This window comes from Pantoea sp. X-Soil-TKNS-1280, from assembly GCF_059730475.1.
In genome coordinates this window covers 1,492,617-1,513,215 of the sequence record NZ_AP035962.1, presented here as the reverse complement: position 1 = coordinate 1,513,215, position 20,599 = coordinate 1,492,617, and the positions used below count along the sequence as shown (strand labels likewise).

The 20,599-nt window shown below is 53.2% G+C and carries 16 protein-coding genes; 4 read left to right on the top strand and 12 right to left on the bottom strand.

Translation table 11 applies throughout. The features are described from left to right. Window positions 1-118: 118 nt before the first annotated feature. Window positions 119-904, top strand: a complete 786-nt coding sequence (gene elyC, locus AC6I8X_RS07080) for an envelope biogenesis factor ElyC (protein WP_497840793.1) — start codon at window positions 119-121, stop codon at window positions 902-904. Here the strand turns inward: elyC and AC6I8X_RS07075 are convergent. The 12 genes from AC6I8X_RS07075 to serC all read right to left on the bottom strand — a co-directional run bounded on the left by AC6I8X_RS07075 (window position 884) and on the right by serC (window position 14,882). Further along, the gene (locus AC6I8X_RS07075) at window positions 884-1,777 is read right to left on the bottom strand and encodes a YcbJ family phosphotransferase (protein ID WP_299446129.1); all 894 of its coding nucleotides are present in this window, start codon (window positions 1,775-1,777) and stop codon (window positions 884-886) included. The two genes, elyC and AC6I8X_RS07075, sit on opposite strands and share 21 nt — an antisense overlap. 116 nt (window positions 1,778-1,893) lie before the next feature. Then, window positions 1,894-2,643, bottom strand: a complete 750-nt coding sequence (kdsB, locus tag AC6I8X_RS07070) for a 3-deoxy-manno-octulosonate cytidylyltransferase (RefSeq protein ID WP_084873708.1) — start codon at window positions 2,641-2,643, stop codon at window positions 1,894-1,896. Beyond that, window positions 2,640-2,822 carry a Trm112 family protein gene (locus AC6I8X_RS07065; protein WP_084873707.1) on the bottom strand — a complete coding sequence of 61 codons (183 nt, stop codon included), beginning with the start codon at window positions 2,820-2,822 and terminating at the stop codon, window positions 2,640-2,642. The genes kdsB and AC6I8X_RS07065 overlap by 4 nt, the downstream gene beginning before the upstream one ends. Window positions 2,823-2,897: 75 nt before the next feature. Continuing rightward, the gene (locus AC6I8X_RS07060) at window positions 2,898-4,115 is read right to left on the bottom strand and encodes a winged helix-turn-helix domain-containing protein (protein ID WP_497840792.1); all 1,218 of its coding nucleotides are present in this window, start codon (window positions 4,113-4,115) and stop codon (window positions 2,898-2,900) included. A gap of 21 nt (window positions 4,116-4,136) precedes the next feature. Next, a complete protein-coding gene (gene lpxK, locus AC6I8X_RS07055) occupies window positions 4,137-5,138 on the bottom strand; it encodes a tetraacyldisaccharide 4'-kinase (protein WP_497840791.1) in 1,002 nt (333 codons plus the stop codon). Then, entirely contained in the window at window positions 5,135-6,883 is a 1,749-nt protein-coding gene (msbA, locus tag AC6I8X_RS07050) for a lipid A ABC transporter ATP-binding protein/permease MsbA (protein WP_497841018.1), read from the bottom strand. The genes lpxK and msbA overlap by 4 nt, the downstream gene beginning before the upstream one ends. A gap of 34 nt (window positions 6,884-6,917) precedes the next feature. Further along, a complete protein-coding gene (locus AC6I8X_RS07045) occupies window positions 6,918-9,176 on the bottom strand; it encodes a DNA internalization-related competence protein ComEC/Rec2 (RefSeq protein WP_313688672.1) in 2,259 nt (752 codons plus the stop codon). A gap of 202 nt (window positions 9,177-9,378) precedes the next feature. Continuing rightward, window positions 9,379-9,663: an integration host factor subunit beta gene (ihfB, locus tag AC6I8X_RS07040; protein ID WP_003849360.1), complete on the bottom strand. Its 285-nt coding sequence runs from the start codon at window positions 9,661-9,663 to the stop codon at window positions 9,379-9,381. An 86-nt stretch (window positions 9,664-9,749) separates the two neighbouring features. Further along, a complete protein-coding gene (gene rpsA, locus AC6I8X_RS07035; protein WP_208714512.1) occupies window positions 9,750-11,423 on the bottom strand; it encodes a 30S ribosomal protein S1 in 1,674 nt (557 codons plus the stop codon). A 123-nt stretch (window positions 11,424-11,546) separates the two neighbouring features. Next, a complete protein-coding gene (gene cmk, locus AC6I8X_RS07030) occupies window positions 11,547-12,227 on the bottom strand; it encodes a (d)CMP kinase (RefSeq protein ID WP_313687404.1) in 681 nt (226 codons plus the stop codon). Between the two features lie 202 nt (window positions 12,228-12,429). Continuing rightward, on the bottom strand, window positions 12,430-13,716 hold the full coding sequence (gene aroA / locus AC6I8X_RS07025; RefSeq protein ID WP_299446182.1) for a 3-phosphoshikimate 1-carboxyvinyltransferase: 1,287 nt from the start codon (window positions 13,714-13,716) through the stop codon (window positions 12,430-12,432). An 80-nt stretch (window positions 13,717-13,796) separates the two neighbouring features. Next, a complete protein-coding gene (gene serC, locus AC6I8X_RS07020; RefSeq protein WP_084873701.1) occupies window positions 13,797-14,882 on the bottom strand; it encodes a 3-phosphoserine/phosphohydroxythreonine transaminase in 1,086 nt (361 codons plus the stop codon). Between the two features lie 293 nt (window positions 14,883-15,175). Between serC and ycaO the strand changes: the two genes are divergently transcribed. From ycaO to pflB, 3 genes are all read left to right on the top strand, one after another. Further along, window positions 15,176-16,939, top strand: coding sequence for a 30S ribosomal protein S12 methylthiotransferase accessory factor YcaO (ycaO, locus tag AC6I8X_RS07015; protein WP_299446187.1), 1,764 nt, complete (start codon window positions 15,176-15,178; stop codon window positions 16,937-16,939). Between the two features lie 353 nt (window positions 16,940-17,292). Continuing rightward, complete coding sequence (gene focA, locus AC6I8X_RS07010) at window positions 17,293-18,153, top strand: formate transporter FocA (RefSeq protein WP_299446190.1); 861 nt, start codon at window positions 17,293-17,295, stop codon at window positions 18,151-18,153. 73 nt (window positions 18,154-18,226) lie between these two features. Next, on the top strand, window positions 18,227-20,512 hold the full coding sequence (gene pflB / locus AC6I8X_RS07005; protein WP_299446193.1) for a formate C-acetyltransferase: 2,286 nt from the start codon (window positions 18,227-18,229) through the stop codon (window positions 20,510-20,512). The last annotated feature ends 87 nt before the right edge of the window (window positions 20,513-20,599 follow it).

Genomic DNA, 20,599 nt, shown 5'->3' with positions numbered 1-20,599 from the left:
CGCTCCGCTCTGCTGCATTCAACTTGTGCTATTTTGTCACAGGCTCAACAAGAATGAACCTTTCATCCCGTGGTTAGTGTCTGGCTGCTGTTTTTTCGGCCAAAAGGAGCAATTTTCGATGTTTTTCACGTTAAAAAAAGTGATCGGTGGGATGTTACTGCCCTTGCCGCTGCTGCTGTCATTTATGGCAGCCGGACTTTTATTGCTCTGGTTCAGCCGCTGGCAGAAAAGCGGCAAAATACTGATATCAATCAGCTGGCTTCTGCTGCTGTTATTCAGCCTGCAACCGGTGGCCGATCGCCTGTTGCTGCCGCTGGAAAACCAGTATCCGACCTGGAACCGCAATGAACGCGTCGATTATATCGTGGTGTTGGGCGGTGGATACACCTTTAATCCTGCATGGGCACCCAGTTCGAACCTGATTGGGAATAGTCTGCCTCGCGTGGCCGAAGGAGTACGCCAGTGGCGGCGTTATCCGCAGGCGAAGATGATCTTTACCGGCGCGGCGGCAGGAGATAACCCGATGAGTAACGCCCGCGTCGCGGCGCAGGTGGCGGAGAGTCTCGGCGTTCCGGCTGATGCCATTATGGTGCTGGATCAACCCAAAGACACCCGAGAGGAAGCGCAGGTGGTAAAAATCGCCGTGGGACAGCATCCGTTCCTGCTGGTCACCTCAGCGAATCATCTGCCGCGCGCCATGCATTTCTTCCAGGCCGCCGGGCTAAACCCCCTGGCAGCACCGGCTAACCAGCTGGCTATCACCTCACCACTCAATGGGTGGGAGCGAGCCATCCCCTCTCCCTTATGGCTGAGCCATAGCGAACGGGCGATTTATGAAACGCTGGGACAGGCGTGGCAGGCAGTCCGCGGAGATGATATGACCTCACCCCAGCCAGGGGAGTAGCTGTTCCCGTGCACGATCGAAACGCGGGCGATCAAATTGCCCGGTATTTACCAGCGTTTCGATGCAGTCCCATAATTGATACAGCCAGCGCCGCCAGAGGAAACCTTCCGCCACTGGCGCGCGCTGCAAATAGTGTTGCAGCAGTGACGCCTCAGCACCGTTATCCCCCAGCCGCATCAGCTCAAACTCACGTGGTGCCCACAGCACATTGCCGGGCTGGGTCATCGCCACCAGTTGATCGCTATGTACATCCTTCATAATGCTCGCGAGGCGCAGGTTGCCATGAATCAGCACGCAGGGATCGTCAAATCCTTCCAGCAGGCGGGGCAACTGCTGACGACTGCGGAACAGAATTTGCCGATCGTCGAGAGTAAAAGACGGGGGTGACAGGTACCCCAGGGTTGACCACAGCACTTCAACCCGCTGCTGATACCAGGCGGGCCAGCTGTTTTCCTGAATGCTGTCGATATTACCCACCAGGCCGTGGCTATCAATACGATGCCAGGCCAGCAAGCCCTCAATCACCTGTTCACACAACTGCTCCCAGCGTGCGGCGGTGCGCGATGGCGCTTCGGCAGAAACACCATTGAGGCGGGCCATCAGTAACATTTCATGCACCGGCTTTTGCTGACTCAGCACCAGGCCAAACACCGCAGGAACGGCAATCAAACCATCACGGCCCAGCATCGCCAGCTTTTTGGCTTCCAGCGCGGCGCGCCCCTGATGACGGAAATACTTCGCCACCACCGGCATCGGTTTATCGGCGGCATCGTACAGGGCGTAAAGCCGCGATTGTGATTGTTCACTAATGGTTTCGAGACGGCCGACGCTTTCTCCAAGCACCAGCGCGAGTTCTGAACGGAGCTGTTCCATGCGTCATCCTCCCCAGTCAAAGTGACTTGATTATCCTGGAGGTCACTGCAGCGCAGAGTGATGCGCCAGATCAAAGAACAGCAGAGCCAGCTCGTAACAAGCTGGCCTCTGCGGGATTACCCCTGCATCGCTACGCGAACGCGTTGCAGGTCTTCCGGGGTATCAACACCCACGCTCGGCACGGTTTCCGCCACCGCAACGTGGATTTTTTCGCCGTACCACAACACACGCAGCTGCTCGAGCAGCTCAATCTGCTCAAGCGGGCAAGGTGCCCAGGCAATGTAGCGACGTATAAAGCCTGCACGATAAGCATAGATGCCAATATGACGCAGCAGCGTATCGCCAGCCTGTTCACGCGATTTCGCGTAACGTTCACGATCCCAGGGAATGGTGGCGCGTGAGAAATAAAGCGCATAACCCCGCGCATCGGTCACCACTTTTACCGCGTTGGGATTGAAGGCTTCTTCTGCATCGTGAATCGGCACTGCCAGGGTCGCCATCCCCGCTTCGGCCTGAGCGAGATTTGCCGCAACCTGACGCACAATGGCAGGCGGGATCATCGGCTCATCGCCCTGGACATTGACGATAATGGTGTCATCCGGAAACTGATATTTTTCAATCACTTCCGCCAGACGCTCGGTACCGGAATGATGGTCAGGGCTGGTCATGCAGACCTCACCACCAGCGGCTTCGACAGCGGCTGCCACGTCCGGATGGTCGGTGGCAACAATGACACGATCCGCACCGGATTCGCGGGCACGCTCCATCACATGCACCACCATCGGTTTACCGAGAATATCCACCAGCGGTTTACCCGGCAGACGCGTTGAAGCATAACGCGCCGGAATAATGGCGACGAAACTCATGGATGAATCTCTTCAACAGACAAGGTGCGTGCTTCGGTTTCCAGTAATACCGGAATGCCATCCCGCACCGGGAACGCCAGCCCATCAGGTTTGCAGATCAACTCCTGCTGTTCTTTGTTGTAGTACAGTTTTCCATTGCAAACCGGGCAAGCCACAATCTCAAGTAAACGGTGATCCATAATATCCTCCAGCGGATCGATGCGTCAGGCGGTTAGCATACCATAGCGCAGCGCCTGGCAACGTGCCGCAATCCACTACTCGGTTAATATCCAGCGATCTGACCAGGCGGCGCGTAACGCTGCCGGAGCCTGCTCGATCACCACTTCACTGGCCCCCTGCCAGTGCGCAAACCGCGAGATGGCGCGCTGTACATCGCTGATAAAGCCAGCCGTCACACGCACACCCTCTTCCAGCCAAAATGATCGGATCACCAGTTGCTGCGCCTGGCGGTCCATTTTTGCATCCAGCCGCCCTTTCAGGCTGCCGCGATGCAAAACAGGCAACACGAAATAACCGTATTTACGCTTTTCTGCCGGGGTATAGCATTCGATACGGTAGTCAAAATTGAACAGTTCCAGCGCCCGGCGGCGATCCCAGACCACCGGATCAAAGGGTGACAGCAGCGCGGTATGGGTCGCAGGCTGCGGTTTCTCCAGTAGTGGCAAGAGATCGCGATGCAACCACATGTCACCCAGTTGCTCAACCTGCACTGGCACGATATCGCCTTGATCCTGAGCCTCCGCCAGCCAGGGTTGTAGCGCTACGCGCTTCAGACGGTAATAATCTGCCAGCCAGGAAGGACGGAAAATCCCCAGGCTGCGCGCGCTGTGGTCGAGCATTCTCACTATCGCATCGCCTTCACTCAGCGCGTGCTGGTCGTCATCCCAGTTCGGCATCACACGCTGTTGCAGATCGTACACCCGATGAAAATTACGCCGTTCCACCACCATCAGCTCACCGGCGCTGAACAAATTTTCCAGATGGCGCTTATGCGGTTTCCACGCCCACCAGCCCGGTTTACTCTGCTTATCCGCCACAAAATCGGCGGCGCGTACGGGCCCGTTGGCATTGATATGTTCCAGCAAGTCCGCAATTTCCTGCTGGTGATCTGCTACCCACTGCGCATTGTATTTCCAGCCCAGACGTGAAGGATCAAGCATGCGATGGCGCAATAACGGATAATCTTCGCGGGGAATAAAACAGGCTTCATGTGCCCAGTATTCAAATAGCGCCCCCGCAGCCAGCGTCTCTTCCAGCCAGTTAATCGGGTAATCGCCCAGCCGACTAAACAACACCAGATACGGGCTGCGCGCCACGACATTGATGGTATCGATTTGCAGCAGCGACATCTGCCGAATGGTCGCGTGAATATCGGCAAAACGCGCCCGGCGTTTCGGCGGCCTTAGCAGTCCCTGGGCGGCAAGATGGAGGTGACGGGCAGTGGCTAAAGAAAGGGAATCCGCGTGGGTCATAACTCAGTTTCCCTCCAGAAACTAGCGCGGCTGTGAATGGCGCGCTGTGAGACAAAGTTGCGTAATGTCATCCAGCAGCGCGGGCAGCGCCGCGCCGGACAGATGGGCATCAACGGGTAAATACCACCAATTTTCACCGGCAAAAGTCCGGCACTTAACGGCATCTTTCTCCGTCATCAACAGACATTGCCCTTTCTGGATCAAACTGTTCAGTTCCGCCTGACTATAGGCATGATGATCGGCAAAGGCCACTTCGGCAATCGGCTGTAGCCCCTGTTGTTTCAGGGTAGTGAAGAAACGCGGCGGATGTCCGATACCGGCCATCGCCACCACCGGAGGTAACTGGTCCAGCGTGGCGCTTTGTCCCGTGACCAGATTAATGGCCAGGCCGGGTTGCAGCGTCATGGCAATTTCCCGCCCTGTGGCTTCTCCACCATTGACGATAACCGCATCAACCTGCTCAAGACGCGAAGCGCGCTCCCGCATCGGCCCGGCCGGTAACCACCAGCCATTACCAAAGCGGCGCACGCCATCGACCACCACCACCTCACGATCGCGCTGCAAGGCGTAATGCTGCAAACCATCATCGGTGATGATCACATCCAGCGAATGTTGGGCCAGTAACGCTTCAACGGCAGCACGCCGCTGCGGGGCTACCGCCACCGGTACCTGGGTGCGTTGCGCAATCAAAACCGGCTCATCACCCGCCTGCCCGGTGGGCGTTTCTGCGCTGACCAGCAATGGATAGCTTTCTGCTTTACCACCGTAACCACGGGAGACCACACCCGGACGCAGGCCACGTTGTTGCAATGCCTGCACCAACCAGATAACCACCGGTGTTTTGCCGTTGCCCCCTGCCGTCAGGTTGCCAACCACAATCACCGGACAGGATGCGCGCCAGCTTTTACGCCAGCCGCGCTGGAAACTGAGGCGAATCAACCAGCTGATGGCCCCATACAACAGACTGAGCGGCCATAACAGCAGCCATAATGGCGATCGCCCACTCCAGATGCGTTCAATCATTGGCCAAACTGGAGCTTGTGAAGTTGGGCATAAGCACCTTTCTGCGCCAGCAGCACCTCGTGCGTACCACGCTCAACGATACGGCCATCTTCAACCACCACAATTTCATCGGCTTTTTCGATGGTAGAAAGGCGGTGGGCAATCACCAGCGAAGTGCGGTTTTTCTGCAACTCGTCCAGTGCCGATTGAATCGCGCGTTCGGACTCGGTATCCAGTGCCGAGGTGGCCTCATCGAGAATCAGGATCGGACAATCACGCAGCAAAGCACGGGCAATGGCGATACGCTGACGCTGCCCACCGGAAAGCAGTACCCCATTTTCGCCGATAACCGTATCGAGACCGTTATCCATTTTCTTAATGAAATCCATGGCATGGGCCATCGTCGCCGCACGCTCGATCTCTTCACGGCTGTATTGTTCATTGCGCGCATAAGCAATGTTGTTGGCGATGGTGTCATTGAACAAATGGACATTTTGCGACACCAGCGCCACCTGATTACGTAATGAACTCAGGGTGTATTCCCGCAAATCGTGACCATCCAGCAGGATTTCACCTTGCTGAATATCGTAAAAACGGGTCAACAGGCTTGCCATGGTGGATTTACCAGACCCAGAGCGGCCAACCAGCGCCACCGTTTTGCCCGCAGGCAGCGACAGATTGATATCGCGTAACGCCGGAATATCACGGCCAGGATAAGTAAAGGTCACGTTGCGGAATTCGACATCACCTTTAGCACGACCCAGTTCACGCTTGCCGTTATCACATTCCTGCTCGCTGTCGAGAATGCTGAATAAGGTCTGGCAGGCTGCCATACCACGCTGGAACTGCGCATTGACGTTAGTCAGTGATTTCAGCGGACGCATCAGCGCGATCATCGAGGAGAACACCACGGTGATGGTACCGGCGGTTAACGTCGCCATGACGCTTGGGAAGCTGGCGGCATACAGCACGAATGCCAGAGCCAGAGAAGCAATCAGCTGAATAACCGGGTCAGAAATAGATGAAGCAGATACCAGTTTCATGCCCTGCTGACGCATCTTATTGCTGACACGGCTGAAACGCTCTGACTCCACTTCCTGACCACCGAAAATCAGCACTTCTTTGTGCCCTTTGAGCATCTGTTCTGCGCTGGTCGTCACCTGCCCCATGGTGTTCTGCATGGTTTTGCTGATATTACGGAAGCGTTTTGAGACGTTACGAATCGCGAATGACACAATCGGCGCCAGCAGGATGAGGATCAAAGACAGCTGCCAGCTGTAGTAGAACATCATAATGAACAGGCCAATGATTGACGCCCCTTCACGCACCACCGTAACCAGCGCACTGGATGATGATGAAGCGACCTGCTCAGAATCATAGGTAATACGGGACAACAGCGTACCGGTAGATTGCTGGTCGAAGAAGGCAACCGGCATTCCCATCATATGGCTAAACAGGCGACGGCGCATATTCATCACCACATTGCCTGAAACCCATGAAATACAGTAGCTTGAAATATAGCTGGTCACGCCGCGGATAAGCATTAAGCCAATTACCGCCAGCGGCATCCACAGCAGTACGGATTTGTCAGCTTTACCGAAGCCATCATCCAGTAAAGGTTTCAACAGGGAGAGCATTAAAGTATCGCCTGCCGCATTGAGTATCAGCGCCACAGCAGACACGAATAAGCCAGCTTTGTGGGGCGCAATCATCGGCCAGAGTCGGCGAAATGTCTGCCACGTTGAGAGATCTTTGTCTTGATGCATCATTTATTCACGCTGTTTGAAATAGCCGCTCATTCTACCTGGATTCACGTTTGACGCCAAACCACTGATGATACCAGCGGGGCATTATTTGCTCTCTTAAACCCTTAATCTGCCAATCACCTGCATTAATCGCGATGTGAATCTGTCCTGATTGCGCCGTGTCATACCAAAGATATCCATTCTGGCGGTAAGCATCGACTACCGTTTTGGCTGGCATTCGCCAGGCGTTGTAGCGCGCCACCGAGGCAATCGCTACCCTGCCTGCGACATTGCGTAACAGCAACGCACTGGAGGATGTGCGGCTGCCATGATGCGGCACTTGCAGGATGGTCGAGTTCAGCGCCTGCTTTTGCTGCGTCACCAATTGTCTTTCCGCTTCCAGCTCAATATCCCCGGTTAACAACAGGCTGACTTTGCCATCATCAACGCGTACCACACAGGAATCATTATTTTCCCCCCGGGTGGCCCCCCGGGGTGGCCATAACACGTTAAAACGTAACTTACCCCAAAGCCAAGTCTCCCCCAGAAAACAGGGGAGATGGTGAGTCTCGGGCAGAGCGCTGCGCACCGGTGTCTCTGGCATAGCGGCAACAATCGAGTCCAGACCACCACGATGGTCCAGATGCTTATGACTCAGCATCACTGCACGGAGCGTTTTGTTTTTACGCTGCAGCCAGGGAAGTATGACACGATTACCGGCATCGCCCTGGTTCCAGCGTGGTCCGGTGTCATACAGCACCGCTTCATCCCCCTGGGTGATAACCACCGCCAGCCCATGCCCTACGTCGATCATGTCAATTTGCCATTCTTCACGCGGCGTATTGCTACGCCAGATCAATAGAGCAACCGCGATGCTGCAACACTGTACAGGTGCGCGATAAAAGATCCCGCTACGCCAGGCTAATGTCCCGCCCCATAGCAAACCCATCGCTGGCAATGCCTCTCCCCAGGCCAGCCAGCCCGAAGGAAGCCACGCCAGCCCCTGCATCACCTTATGAACCGACTGGTCAGCCAGCCACCACAAATTACTGGATAACGGTACTATTGGTACCAGCATCGCCAGCAATATCAGCGGCACAGAGATAAAAGAGATGACTGGCACAGCCAGCAGATTTGCCAGCAATGCACTGATACTGATGCCCTGAAACAGAAGTATTTGCAGTGGTGCCATCAGCAACATCATGCCCAACTGCAAATGCAGCAGCTGCAACACTATCCAGCGACGCCGGGTGCGGAAACCCACCGGTAATGCGAACCAGTGATACCAGATAAGCAATACCGCCACCGCCAGTGCTGAAAGCCAAAAACTCTCTGATAAGACGGTGAGAGGATCAACAAAGAGCAACAGCCCAACGCATAATGTCCATACCTGCCAGCCATTTAACTGCCAGCCTGCAATACGTAATACTATCCAAAGTGTGAGAGCCAGCATCGCTCGTTGTGCAGGGGGATGGCTGCCGGATACCCAGCAGTAAATTGCCGCCGTTAACCCACTCGCTATCAGAGGAAATAAATAATTAATGCGCCTGGCGGGGGAAAAAACCTGCAGCATGCGTGCAATTATCCAGCCGACACTCGCTGCCAGCGCGATATGCATACCCGAAATAGCCATCAGGTGCGCGGTTCCCGTCTCGCGCAGTAGCCGCCGCTGTTCTTCGGTCATCGCATCGCGTATCCCAAATGCCAGAGCCTGAACAATGGCTGGGGACTCCATCTGCGCAAATGCAGGTAAGTGATAATGAATCAGGCGTGATCGCCAGCTACATGACTTGTTCACTTCCTGACGCCGGATGATGGTTCCCTGCAACGGCGTATGTTGTGCTACGGCAAAACGTTGTAAATCAAACTCCCCCTCATTGAGCCGTGCATGCACAGGGCGTAAGCGAAGCTGCATCTGCCAGCGCTGTCCTGCGCAGAAGGGTTCTCCCTCGCCATTGTCGCTAAGCGTGGCGAATAACGGGGGAAACTGATAACGCCCATCAATTTGCAGCAGTTGGATCTTCAGCTGTTTATTGTCTTCACGCACATCGGTGACCCGCACAATAGCATTCACCGGTGCCCTGGTCAGAAGGTCAATACTGTCAGTCATCTGACGGGCTTCGGCCAGCGCCCACAGCATCAGTAGCAAAGCGGGTGCGGCAATGCGCAATGAAGGGAGCGGTTGCAACCTTAGCAACAAAGCAGCTACGGCTATCACCGCCAGGATGCCATTACCCGGCAGTTGTGGCAAAAAACCTAAAGGCAAGGCAGCAGGGATCATTAATCCAGCCAGCACAATCCATGTGGTCGGCATCTTTCTTCTCCATGAAAGGAGAAAACAGAGTGCCAGAATTGGCGGTTTTTCTGTTGAAATGAATGAGGGATTTCTGCGTCAGATTCCGGTAAATCGTCGTGTTTGCAGCGGTATTACATCTTTTCTGAAGCTCGCTCGCCGGAACCGTTCAGGCAAAAAAAAACGACACCAGAAGGTGTCGTTTTCAATGTTCGGTAACGGCTTAACCGTAAATGTTCGCACGGTCACGCAATTCTTTGCCCGGCTTGAAGTGGGGAACGTATTTACCTTCCAGATCCACTTTGTCACCCGTTTTCGGGTTACGTCCGGTGCGCGGTGCGCGGTAGTGCAAAGAAAAGCTGCCGAATCCCCGGATTTCAATGCGCTCGCCTTGTGCCAGCGTTGTGGCCATATGCTCGAGCATCTCTTTGACCGCATCCTCAACGACTTTCGCCGGAATATGAGTGTGCTGGCCAGCAAGTCTTTCAATCAGTTCTGACTTGGTCATGTAACCTCCGGTTAATCCCTGTTTGGAAAGGTATGACAGCTTTTACCGAAACCGGGTAGCTTACGCCACCCGGTGCCTCGGGTCGATTACTCGCCTTTAGCCGCTTTGAACGCTTCAGCCATAGCGTTAGAGAAGTTGCCTTCTTCCTGTTTGGTGTTAACAGTGTTGATAGCTTCTTTCTCATCAGCCTGGTCTTTCGCACGGACAGACAGACTTACAACGCGGTTCTTACGGTCAACGCCGGTGAATTTAGCTTCAACGTCGTCACCAACACTCAGAACCAGAGTTGCGTCTTCGATACGGTCCAGTGAAGCTTCAGAAGCGCGCAGGTAACCTTCTACGCCATCAGCTAATTCTACTGTAGCACCTTTCGCGTCAACTGCAGTGACTTTACCAGTCACGATAGCGCCTTTCTTGTTCAGGGTGATGTAGTTGTTGAACGGATCTTCAGCCAACTGTTTCACGCCCAGAGAGATGCGCTCACGCTCTGCATCAACCTGCAGTACAACGGCAGCGATTTCGTCGCCTTTTTTGTACTCACGAACGGCTTCTTCGCCAGTCGCGTTCCAGGAGATGTCAGACAGGTGAACCAGACCGTCGATGCCGCCGTCCAGGCCGATGAAGATACCGAAGTCAGTGATTGACTTGATTTTACCTTCAACGCGGTCACCCTTGTTGTGGGTCTCAGCGAACTGCTGCCATGGGTTAGATTTGCACTGCTTCAGACCCAGGGAGATACGACGACGCTCTTCGTCGATGTCCAGAACCATAACTTCAACCACGTCGCCCACGTTAACAACTTTAGACGGGTGGATGTTTTTGTTGGTCCAGTCCATTTCAGAAACGTGTACCAGACCTTCAACGCCTTCTTCGATTTCTACGAAGCAGCCGTAATCAGTCAGGTTGGTAACACGACCGGTCAGCTTGGTGCCTTCCGGATAACGCTTAGCGATAGCTACCCACGGATCTTCGCCCAGCTGTTTCAGGCCCAGAGATACACGGGTACGTTCGCGGTCGAACTTCAGCACTTTAACAGTGATTTCGTCGCCCACGTTGACGATTTCGCTCGGATGCTTAACGCGTTTCCAGGCCATGTCAGTGATGTGCAGCAGGCCGTCAACGCCGCCCAGGTCCACGAATGCGCCGTAGTCAGTGAGGTTCTTAACGATACCTTTGACTTCCATGCCTTCCTGCAGGTTTTCCAGCAGCTGATCACGTTCAGCGCTGTTTTCAGATTCGATAACTGCGCGGCGAGAAACCACCACGTTGTTACGTTTCTGATCAAGCTTGATTACTTTGAATTCAAGCTCTTTGCCTTCCAGGTGCAGAGTGTCGCGAACCGGACGTACGTCTACCAGTGAACCTGGCAGGAACGCACGAATACCATTCAGCTCAACAGTGAAGCCACCTTTAACTTTGCCGTTGATAACACCGGTAACAGTTTCAGCGTCTTCGTAAGCTTTTTCCAGCGTGATCCAAGCTTCGTGACGTTTAGCTTTTTCACGGGACAGCAGGGTTTCACCGAAGCCGTCTTCTACTGCGTCCAGAGCAACGTCAACTTCGTCGCCCACCTGGATTTCCAGTTCGCCAGCTGCGTTCTTGAACTGCTCTGCAGGGATTGCAGATTCAGATTTCAGACCCGCATCAACCAGGACTACGTCTTTGTCGATAGAAACAACGACGCCACGAACGATGGAACCCGGACGGGTTTCGATTTCTTTCAGGGACTCTTCAAAGAGTTGAGCAAAAGATTCAGTCATATTGATAATCTTCAGGATTCTTCAATTTAACGTCCACCTGACGTCATTGTCGGATGGGGTTGTTTCACATGCCCGGCACCGGATCCGTGGTACAGGGTTATAACAATTCGGTTGCCGAAAAGATTAAATGCCCAGCTTCTGGCGGGCATAATCAAGTGCTTTTTCAATCACTTGCTCAATGGACATACTGGTTGAATCCAGCACCAGAGCATCACTTGCAGGCACTAAAGGGGCGATGGCGCGGTTACGATCGCGGTCGTCGCGTTCCTTTATCTCGGCTAAAAGGCGATCAAAGTTAACACTAAAGCCCTTCTCCTGCAACTGTAGCATACGGCGATGAGCACGCTCTTCCGAACTGGCATCAAGAAAGATTTTTACTGGTGCATCCGGGAAGACAACGGTTCCCATATCGCGACCATCAGCAATTAATCCAGGTTCCTCACGGAACGCCCGTTGACGACGCAGCAGCGCCTCACGCACACGCGGAAATGCCGCCACACGTGATGCCGTGTTGCTGACTTCCTGGGTGCGGATTTCCCCGGTGACATCTTCCCCTTCAAGGATCACCTGCATCTCACCCTCAACGGAGAGAAAGCGCACATCAAGATGCGCAGCCATCGGTACCAGCGCTTCTTCAGACTCAATATTCACCTGGTGGTGAAGCGCAGCCAATGCCAGTACGCGGTAAATAGCGCCAGAATCCAGCAAGTGCCACTGCAACGACTCCGCCATCGCTTTGCACAAGGTCCCCTTCCCTGCACCACTGGGCCCATCGATGGTAATAACCGGGGCGATTGCCGTCATTGTCTTCTCCTGTTGCTGGATGCGTATTTTCAGCCTGCACGGCTGTCTGGATTGCGCGGCATTATACGCTGCCCGCGCGAGGTTCGTTACCCCTTAGCGCAGACAGTGTTATAAATTTGAACAGAATCGGAGGAATTTGTGGCAACTCAGGGCCAGCAGAAAGCCGAGTTACCCGGTACATGATGTACCGGGCTGCTATGCATCAGGCCTTGTGACTGATTTTCGCCAGTTGCTGAAAATAGTCGGGGAAGGTTTTCGCCGTACATCCCGGATCCAGGATGGTCACTGGCGTGTCCGACAACGCCACCAGCGAGAAACACATCGCCATACGGTGGTCGTTGTAAGTCCCAATGTCCGCGTGCTGCAACTGAGACGGCGGCGTGATACGAATAAAATCGTGGCCTTCTTCAACTTCAGCACCGACTTTACGCAATTCAGTCGCCATCGCAGCCAGACGATCCGTCTCTTTCACTCGCCAGTTGTAGATGTTACGCATCAGGGTGGTGCCCTGCGCAAACAGCGCCGTGGTAGCGATAGTCATGGCGGCATCGGGGATATGGTTCATATCCATATCGATGGCATTTAATGCACCACGCGTGCAGGCGATGTAATCATCCCCCCACTCAACCACCGCGCCCATTTTCTCCAGCACATCCGCAAAGCGAATATCGCCCTGCACGCTATTACGACCAATGCCGGTCACACGCACAGTGCCGCCTTTAATCGCGGCTGCCGCGAGGAAATAAGATGCGGAGGATGCATCGCCTTCCACCAGGTAATCACCCGGTGACTGATACTGCTGCTGGCCTTTAACGACAAAGCGCTGGTAATTCTGGTTATCGACTTCAACACCAAAGCAACGCATCAGATGCAAGGTAATGTCGATATACGGCTTCGATACCAGTTCACCTTTAATGGTGATCGTGGTGTCCTGCTGGGCCAGCGGGGCCGTCATCAATAACGCCGTCAGGAACTGGCTTGAAACGCTGCCATCGACACTGACTTCACCGCCATTGAAACCACCATTAAGGCGCAAAGGTGGATAGTCCGTCTGCTCCAGATAATCAATTTTCGCTCCGCCCTGACGCAGTGCATCAACCAGATGTCCAATCGGACGTTCCTTCATGCGCGGTTCACCGGTCAACACAATGGATTGCTGACCCAGGCACAATGCCGCCGCCAGCGGGCGCATAGCCGTACCTGCGTTGCCGAGAAACAGCTCCAGCGGTTGGTCTGAATGCAAAGGGCCTGCGTTGCCGGTCACGATGCAGACCGTGCGATCCGCAGACAGCGTGTAGCTCACACCCAGCGCTTTCAGCGCGTTAAGCATATGCTTAACATCATCACTATCCAGCAGGTTGGTGAGGCGCGTGGTGCCTTTAGCCAGCGCAGCCAGCAGCAGCGCGCGGTTAGAAACGCTTTTTGAACCCGGTAAGTTTACCGTGCCATCAACGCGGGCAATCGGTTGTAAAGTCAGGGAGTCCTGCATGTGAAACCAAATCTCCAGAAAAGACGAAACCCCGTCCGAAAACGGGGCCTGAAACCAGTCAGACTGGTACTAATAAATCATCAGCCGTGGCGACGTTCAAAATCGACCATAAAATCGGTCAGAACTTTAACACCTTCCAGCGGCATCGCATTGTAGATGGAGGCACGCATACCGCCAACCACGCGGTGGCCTTTCAGCGCATGCAGACCCGCTTTCAGTGACTCTTCAAGAAACACTTTGTCCAGCGCCGCATCCGCCAGCTGGAAAGGGACGTTCATACGTGAACGGTTTTCAGCGGCAACGTCGTTACGATAGAAGTTGCTGTTATCGATCACGCCGTAAAGCAGGTCCGCTTTCGCCTGGTTCAGCTTGTCCATTTCCGCAACGCCACCCTTCTCTTTCAGCCATTTGAACACCAGGCCGGAGAGATACCACGCGAAGGTCGGTGGGGTGTTAAACATGGAATCGTTTTCTGCCAGCACCTTGTAATCAAGGATGGAAGGCACATAGCTGTGAGCTTTGCCCAGCAAATCTTCACGAACGATAACCAGAGTCAGGCCAGCCGGGCCGATATTTTTCTGTGCGCCAGCATAAATCACACCATAACGGCTGACATCAATCGGACGAGACAGGATGGTTGACGAGTAGTCAGCCACGACAACTTTGTCACCAAAGTCCGGCTGTTCATCAATCGCGATACCGTCAATGGTTTCGTTCGGGCAGAAGTGGACATAAGCCGCATCATCGCTCAACTGCCATTCACGCATTGGCAGAATGGCACGTTTGCCGTCGCGGGTGGTTTTTACATCGATGGTATTCGGCGAGCAGAATTTCTCAGCCTCTTTGATGGCGCTGTGCGCCCAGTAACCGCCATCGATGTAATCTGCGCTTTTCGCTGCACCAAGCAGGTTGCCGGGGATGGCAGCAAACTGTGCACGCGCGCCGCCATGACAGAATAAAACTTTGTAGTTGGCGGGGATTTTCAGCAGATCGCGAAAGTCCTTCTCAGCCTCTTCCGCCACCTGAATAAACTCTTTACTACGGTGACTGATTTCCATCACCGAGGTGCCTAACCCGTGCCAGTTTGTCAGTTCTTGTTCTGCACGACGGAGCACTTCAACCGGCAGCATCGCTGGACCGGAGCTAAAATTGTAAACCTGCGTCATTTCCCCTCACCACTGTCATATCGAACGGTTATGAATACCCTACCGGTTTTATCATTGCCTCCGGGTGGCTGCAATCACTAATCCATCCGCGATCACATTTCCAGAGCCAGCCCGGCGACAGCTTATGTCATAAATGCAATCCACAATGGAATATTGTGAGGTTTATCGGCGAAGTAAAATCGGATGACAGTCAGCACACCTGAAGCCTGTAATATGCGGGTATAGCGCTGGCCGCGCAAAACCCGTACTATTGCGCGCTTTACGCCCACCTCATTGACTTAGAGAGCGCCATCATGACGCAAACTTTTATTCCAGGTAAAGACGCCGCACTGGAAGACTCCATTTCACGCTTCCAGCACAAATTGCAGGATTTAGGATTCAACATCGAAGAAGCTTCGTGGCTGAACCCGGTTCCGCATGTATGGTCAGTACATATTCGCGATCGCGACTGCCCGCTGTGCTTTACCAACGGTAAAGGTGCCAGTAAAAAGGCAGCGCTGGCTTCCGCGCTGGGCGAATACTTCGAGCGCCTCTCAACCAACTACTTTTTTGCTGACTTCTGGCTGGGTGAATCCATCGCCAATGGCGAATTTGTTCACTACCCCAACGAGAAGTGGTTCGCGCTGCCAGATGACGATAGCCTGCCAGAAGGTATTCTCGACGCCCGTCTGCGCAAATTCTATGATCCTGACGATAGCCTGAGCGCCAGCGAACTTATCGATCTGCAATCCGGTAATGCGGAACGGGGTATTTGTGGCCTGCCCTTTACCCGTCAGTCGGATCAGCAAACGGTCTATATCCCGATGAATATTATCGGCAACCTGTATGTTTCAAACGGCATGTCAGCGGGTAATACCGCAAACGAAGCCCGCGTACAGGGTTTGTCAGAAGTTTTTGAGCGTCATATCAAAAACCGCATCATTGCTGAGTCCATCAGCCTGCCGGAAATTCCTGACGCAGTGATGCAGCGTTATCCTGGTGTGATCGAGGCCATCGCGCGCCTGGAAGCAGAAGGCTTCCCGATCTTCGCCTATGATGCGTCACTCGGCGGTAATTATCCGGTTATTTGTGTCGTGTTGTTCAACCCGGAGAATGGCACCTGTTTCGCTTCTTTTGGTGCACATCCTGATTTTGGCGTCGCGCTGGAGCGTACCGTTACCGAACTGTTGCAGGGCCGCAGCCTGAAGGATCTCGACGTCTTCACTCCGCCGACCTTTGATGACGAAGAAGTGGCGGAACATGCCAACCTGGAAACCCACTTTATCGATTCCAGTGGTCTGATCTCCTGGGATATGTTCAAAGACGAAGCGGATTATCCGTTTGTTGACTGGAGCTTCGCCGGTACCACGCAGGAAGAATTTGACACCCTGATGGCGATTTTCCGCGCTGAAGATAAAGAAGTGTACATCGCGGACTACGAACATCTGAGCGTCTATGCCTGCCGCATCATCGTACCGGGCATGTCGGATATCTATCCGGCTGAAGACCTGCTGCTGGCCAACAACAGCATGGGCGCTCCGCTGCGTGAAACGCTGCTGGCACTGCCGGAAAGCCAGTGGGAACCTGAAGCCTATCTGGAGCTAATCACCCAGCTGGATGATGAAGGCCATGATGACTTCACCCGTGTGCGCGAACTGCTGGGTCTGGCGACCGGCAAAGATAACGGCTGGTATACGCTGCGTATTGGTGAACTGAAAGCCATGCTAGCGCTGGCTGGTGGTGACCTGGATCAGGCGCTGATCTGGACGGAATGGACGATGGAATTCAACCAGTCCATCTTCAGCGCAGAGCGTGCTAACTACTACCGCTGCCTGCAAACGCTGTTGCTGCTGGCGATGGAAGATGAACGCGATCCTGTGCAGTATCATCGTGCATTCATTCGTATGTATGGCGAAGCTGCCGTCGATGCTGCTTCTGCTGCCATCAGCGGTGAGGCACCTTTCTATGGCTTGCAGGCAGTAGACCTGGATTTGAAAGCCTTCCCGGCGCACCAATCCCTGCTAGCTGCCTATGAAAAATTGCAGGCTGCTAAGCGTCGTTACTGGTCGGCAAAATAAATATCATTATTTTGCAATAAACACCGGATAACGAATAAAAAGGCACTGAATGAAATCAGTGCCTTTTTTATAACCGTCGGCAACGGTTAATTTTTCGCCATCACTAAGTCACATCTTTGTATCCCTGCAGAGGCTCAGTGATAACAATTTCGTATCATTCCAGATGTCACATTCAACAATAGTTATATATTTTAAAAAAAATTTAAATAAATAAATTCAATAAGTTATCTTAATTTTCTTCGTTAAAAATCACTTCAGGCTGCCTGGTCTCCAGGCAAATATGATCCACATCAATTCCTGACCTATACTGCTTTGGTAGTATTAATCCCAGATAATTCCTGGAGAGCGTTAGTGTGAAAACTGACAACCCGTTTAATTCATTATTACCGGCTGCAATGGCAAAGGTTGCTGAAGATGCCGGGGTCTACAAAGCAACAAAACACCCCCTAACCACCTTCTTTCTTGCCATTACCGCTGGTGTATTCATTTCTATCGCTTTTGTGTTTTATATCACCGCCACCACCGGCAGTGGTGCTATGCCTTATGGCATGGCAAAACTGATTGGTGGTATCTGCTTCTCTCTGGGATTGATGCTGGTGGTCGTTTGTGGTGCGGACCTTTTCACCTCAACCGTGCTGATTGTGGTGGCGAAAGCCAGTGGTCGTATCACCTGGGGCCAGCTGGCCCGTAACTGGCTGAATGTGTATGTCGGCAACCTGATCGGTGCGATATTTTTTGTGGTTCTTATCTGGCTTTCGGGTGAGCACATGGTTGCTAACGGTGCCTGGGGTCTGAATGTGCTGCAAACTGCCGACCATAAAATGCACCATACCTTTATTGAAGCAGTCAGCCTTGGCACCCTCGCCAACCTGATGGTCTGCCTGGCCGTGTGGATGAGTTATTCCGGCCGCAGCCTGCTGGACAAAATGGTGGCGATGATTTTGCCGGTAGCCATGTTCGTTGCCAGCGGCTTTGAGCACAGCATCGCTAACATGTTTTTAATTCCGATGGCTATCGTCATCCGTGATTTCGCCAGCCCTGAGTTCTGGCAGATGGCGGGCGCCAGTGCATCACAATTCCCGGCGCTCAGTGTCGGTAACTTTATTGTCGACAACCTTATTCCTGTAACCATCGGCAACATCATAGGTGGTGGGTTGTTAGTCGGTTTGACCTACTGGGTTATCTATCTGCGTGGTGATGACCCAGTGCATTAAGCAAGAAATTAGTACGGGCGCGCATTGATCGCGCGCTGAACGTCAAAGTCTCCCTAAATAAGGCAGGTATATCATGACCGAACTGAATGAAAAAATGGCGTCAGCCTGGGAAGGATTTAGCGCGGGCGAATGGCAGAACAATGTCAACGTACGCGACTTCATCCAGAAAAACTACACCCCCTATGAAGGTGACGAGTCATTCCTCGCAGGTGCAACTCCGGCAACCACTAAACTGTGGGATAACGTGCTGGAAGGCATCAAAATCGAAAACCGCACTCACGCACCTGTCGACTTTGATACCGACCTCGCTTCAACCATCACTGCGCACGATGCCGGTTACATCAACAAGTCACTGGAAAAAATCGTTGGTCTGCAAACTGAAGCGCCGCTGAAACGTGCCATTATTCCGTTTGGTGGCATCAAAATGGTGGAAGGCTCCTGTAAGGTTTATGGCCGCGAACTGGACCCATCACTGAAAAAAATCTTCACTGATTACCGTAAAACCCATAACCAGGGTGTGTTTGATGTCTATACCCCGGACATTCTGCGCTGCCGTAAATCCGGTGTTCTGACCGGTCTGCCGGATGCCTATGGTCGTGGTCGTATCATTGGTGACTATCGTCGTGTCGCACTTTACGGCATCGACTATCTGATGAAAGACAAAGTTGCACAGTTCAACTCTCTGCAAAGCGATATGGAAAACGGCGTCAATCTGGAAGCCACTATCCGTCTGCGTGAAGAGATTTCTGAACAGCATCGTGCGCTGGGTCAGATTAAAGAGATGGCAGCGAAATATGGTTGCGACATCTCTGTGCCTGCCACTAATGCCCAGGAAGCCGTACAGTGGACCTATTTTGGCTACCTGGCTGCGGTGAAATCACAGAACGGTGCCGCCATGTCGTTTGGCCGTGTGTCTACCTTCCTCGATGTGTACATTGAACGTGACATCAAAGCTGGCAAACTGACCGAAGACGAAGCTCAGGAGCTGATTGACCATCTGGTCATGAAACTGCGTATGGTGCGTTTCCTGCGTACTCCGGAATACGATGAACTGTTCTCTGGTGACCCAATCTGGGCAACGGAGTCTCTGGCAGGTATGGGCGTTGATGGTCGTACTCTGGTGACCAAAAGCACCTTCCGTTTCCTGAACACGCTGTACACCATGGGTCCATCACCGGAACCTAACATGACCATTCTGTGGTCAGAAAAACTGCCGATTAACTTTAAAAAATACGCGGCCAAAGTTTCCATCGATACCTCATCACTGCAATATGAAAATGATGACCTGATGCGCCCTGACTTCAACAACGATGACTATGCCATCGCCTGTTGTGTTAGCCCGATGGTTATCGGTAAACAAATGCAGTTCTTCGGTGCCCGTGCTAACCTGGCAAAAACCCTGTTGTACGCAATCAACGGCGGCGTTGATGAAAAACTGAAAATGCAGGTTGGCCCGAAAGAAACGCCAATCACTGATGACGTGCTGGAATTCGATACCGTAATGGCGCGCATGGATCACTTCATGGACTGGCTGGCAAAACAGTATGTCACCGCCCTGAACATCATCCATTTCATGCACGACAAATACAGCTACGAAGCCTCACTGATGGCACTGCATGACCGCGATGTTTACCGTACTATGGCATGTGGTATCGCTGGTCTGTCTGTGGCTGCTGACTCCCTGTCTGCCATCAAATACGCTAAAGTGAAACCGGTGCGTGATGCTGACGGCCTGGCTGTTGATTTCGAAATCGAAGGTGAGTATCCGCAGTTCGGTAACAACGATGCCCGCGTCGATGACATGGCCTGTGACCTGGTTGAACGTTTCATGAAAAAAATTCAGAAACTGGCAACCTATCGCAACGCCGTACCGACTCAGTCTGTGCTGACCATTACCTCTAACGTGGTTTATGGTAAGAAAACCGGTAACACCCCGGATGGTCGTCGTGCCGGTGCACCGTTCGGACCGGGTGCTAACCCGATGCACGGACGTGACCAGAAAGGTGCTGTGGCTTCACTGACTTCCGTCGCGAAACTGCCGTTCGCCTACGCCAAAGATGGTATCTCTTATACCTTCTCCATCGTGCCGAATGCGCTGGGCAAAGACGACAACGTACGTAAAGCTAACCTTGCTGGCCTGATGGATGGTTACTTCCACCATGAAGCCAACACCATTGAGGGCGGCCAGCACCTGAACGTTAACGTGATGAACCGCGAAATGTTGCTGGATGCGATGGATCATCCGGAGAAATATCCGCAGCTGACCATCCGTGTTTCAGGTTACGCAGTACGTTTTAACTCGCTGACTAAAGAGCAGCAACAGGATGTGATTACCCGTACTTTCACCAAGTCCCTGTAATTCATCCCGGTAATAAAAGGCTCCTGCGGGAGCCTTTTCTCCAGGTCGTTTTGCCAGAAGGCTTATCTCAGGCGCGCTGGCAAAACC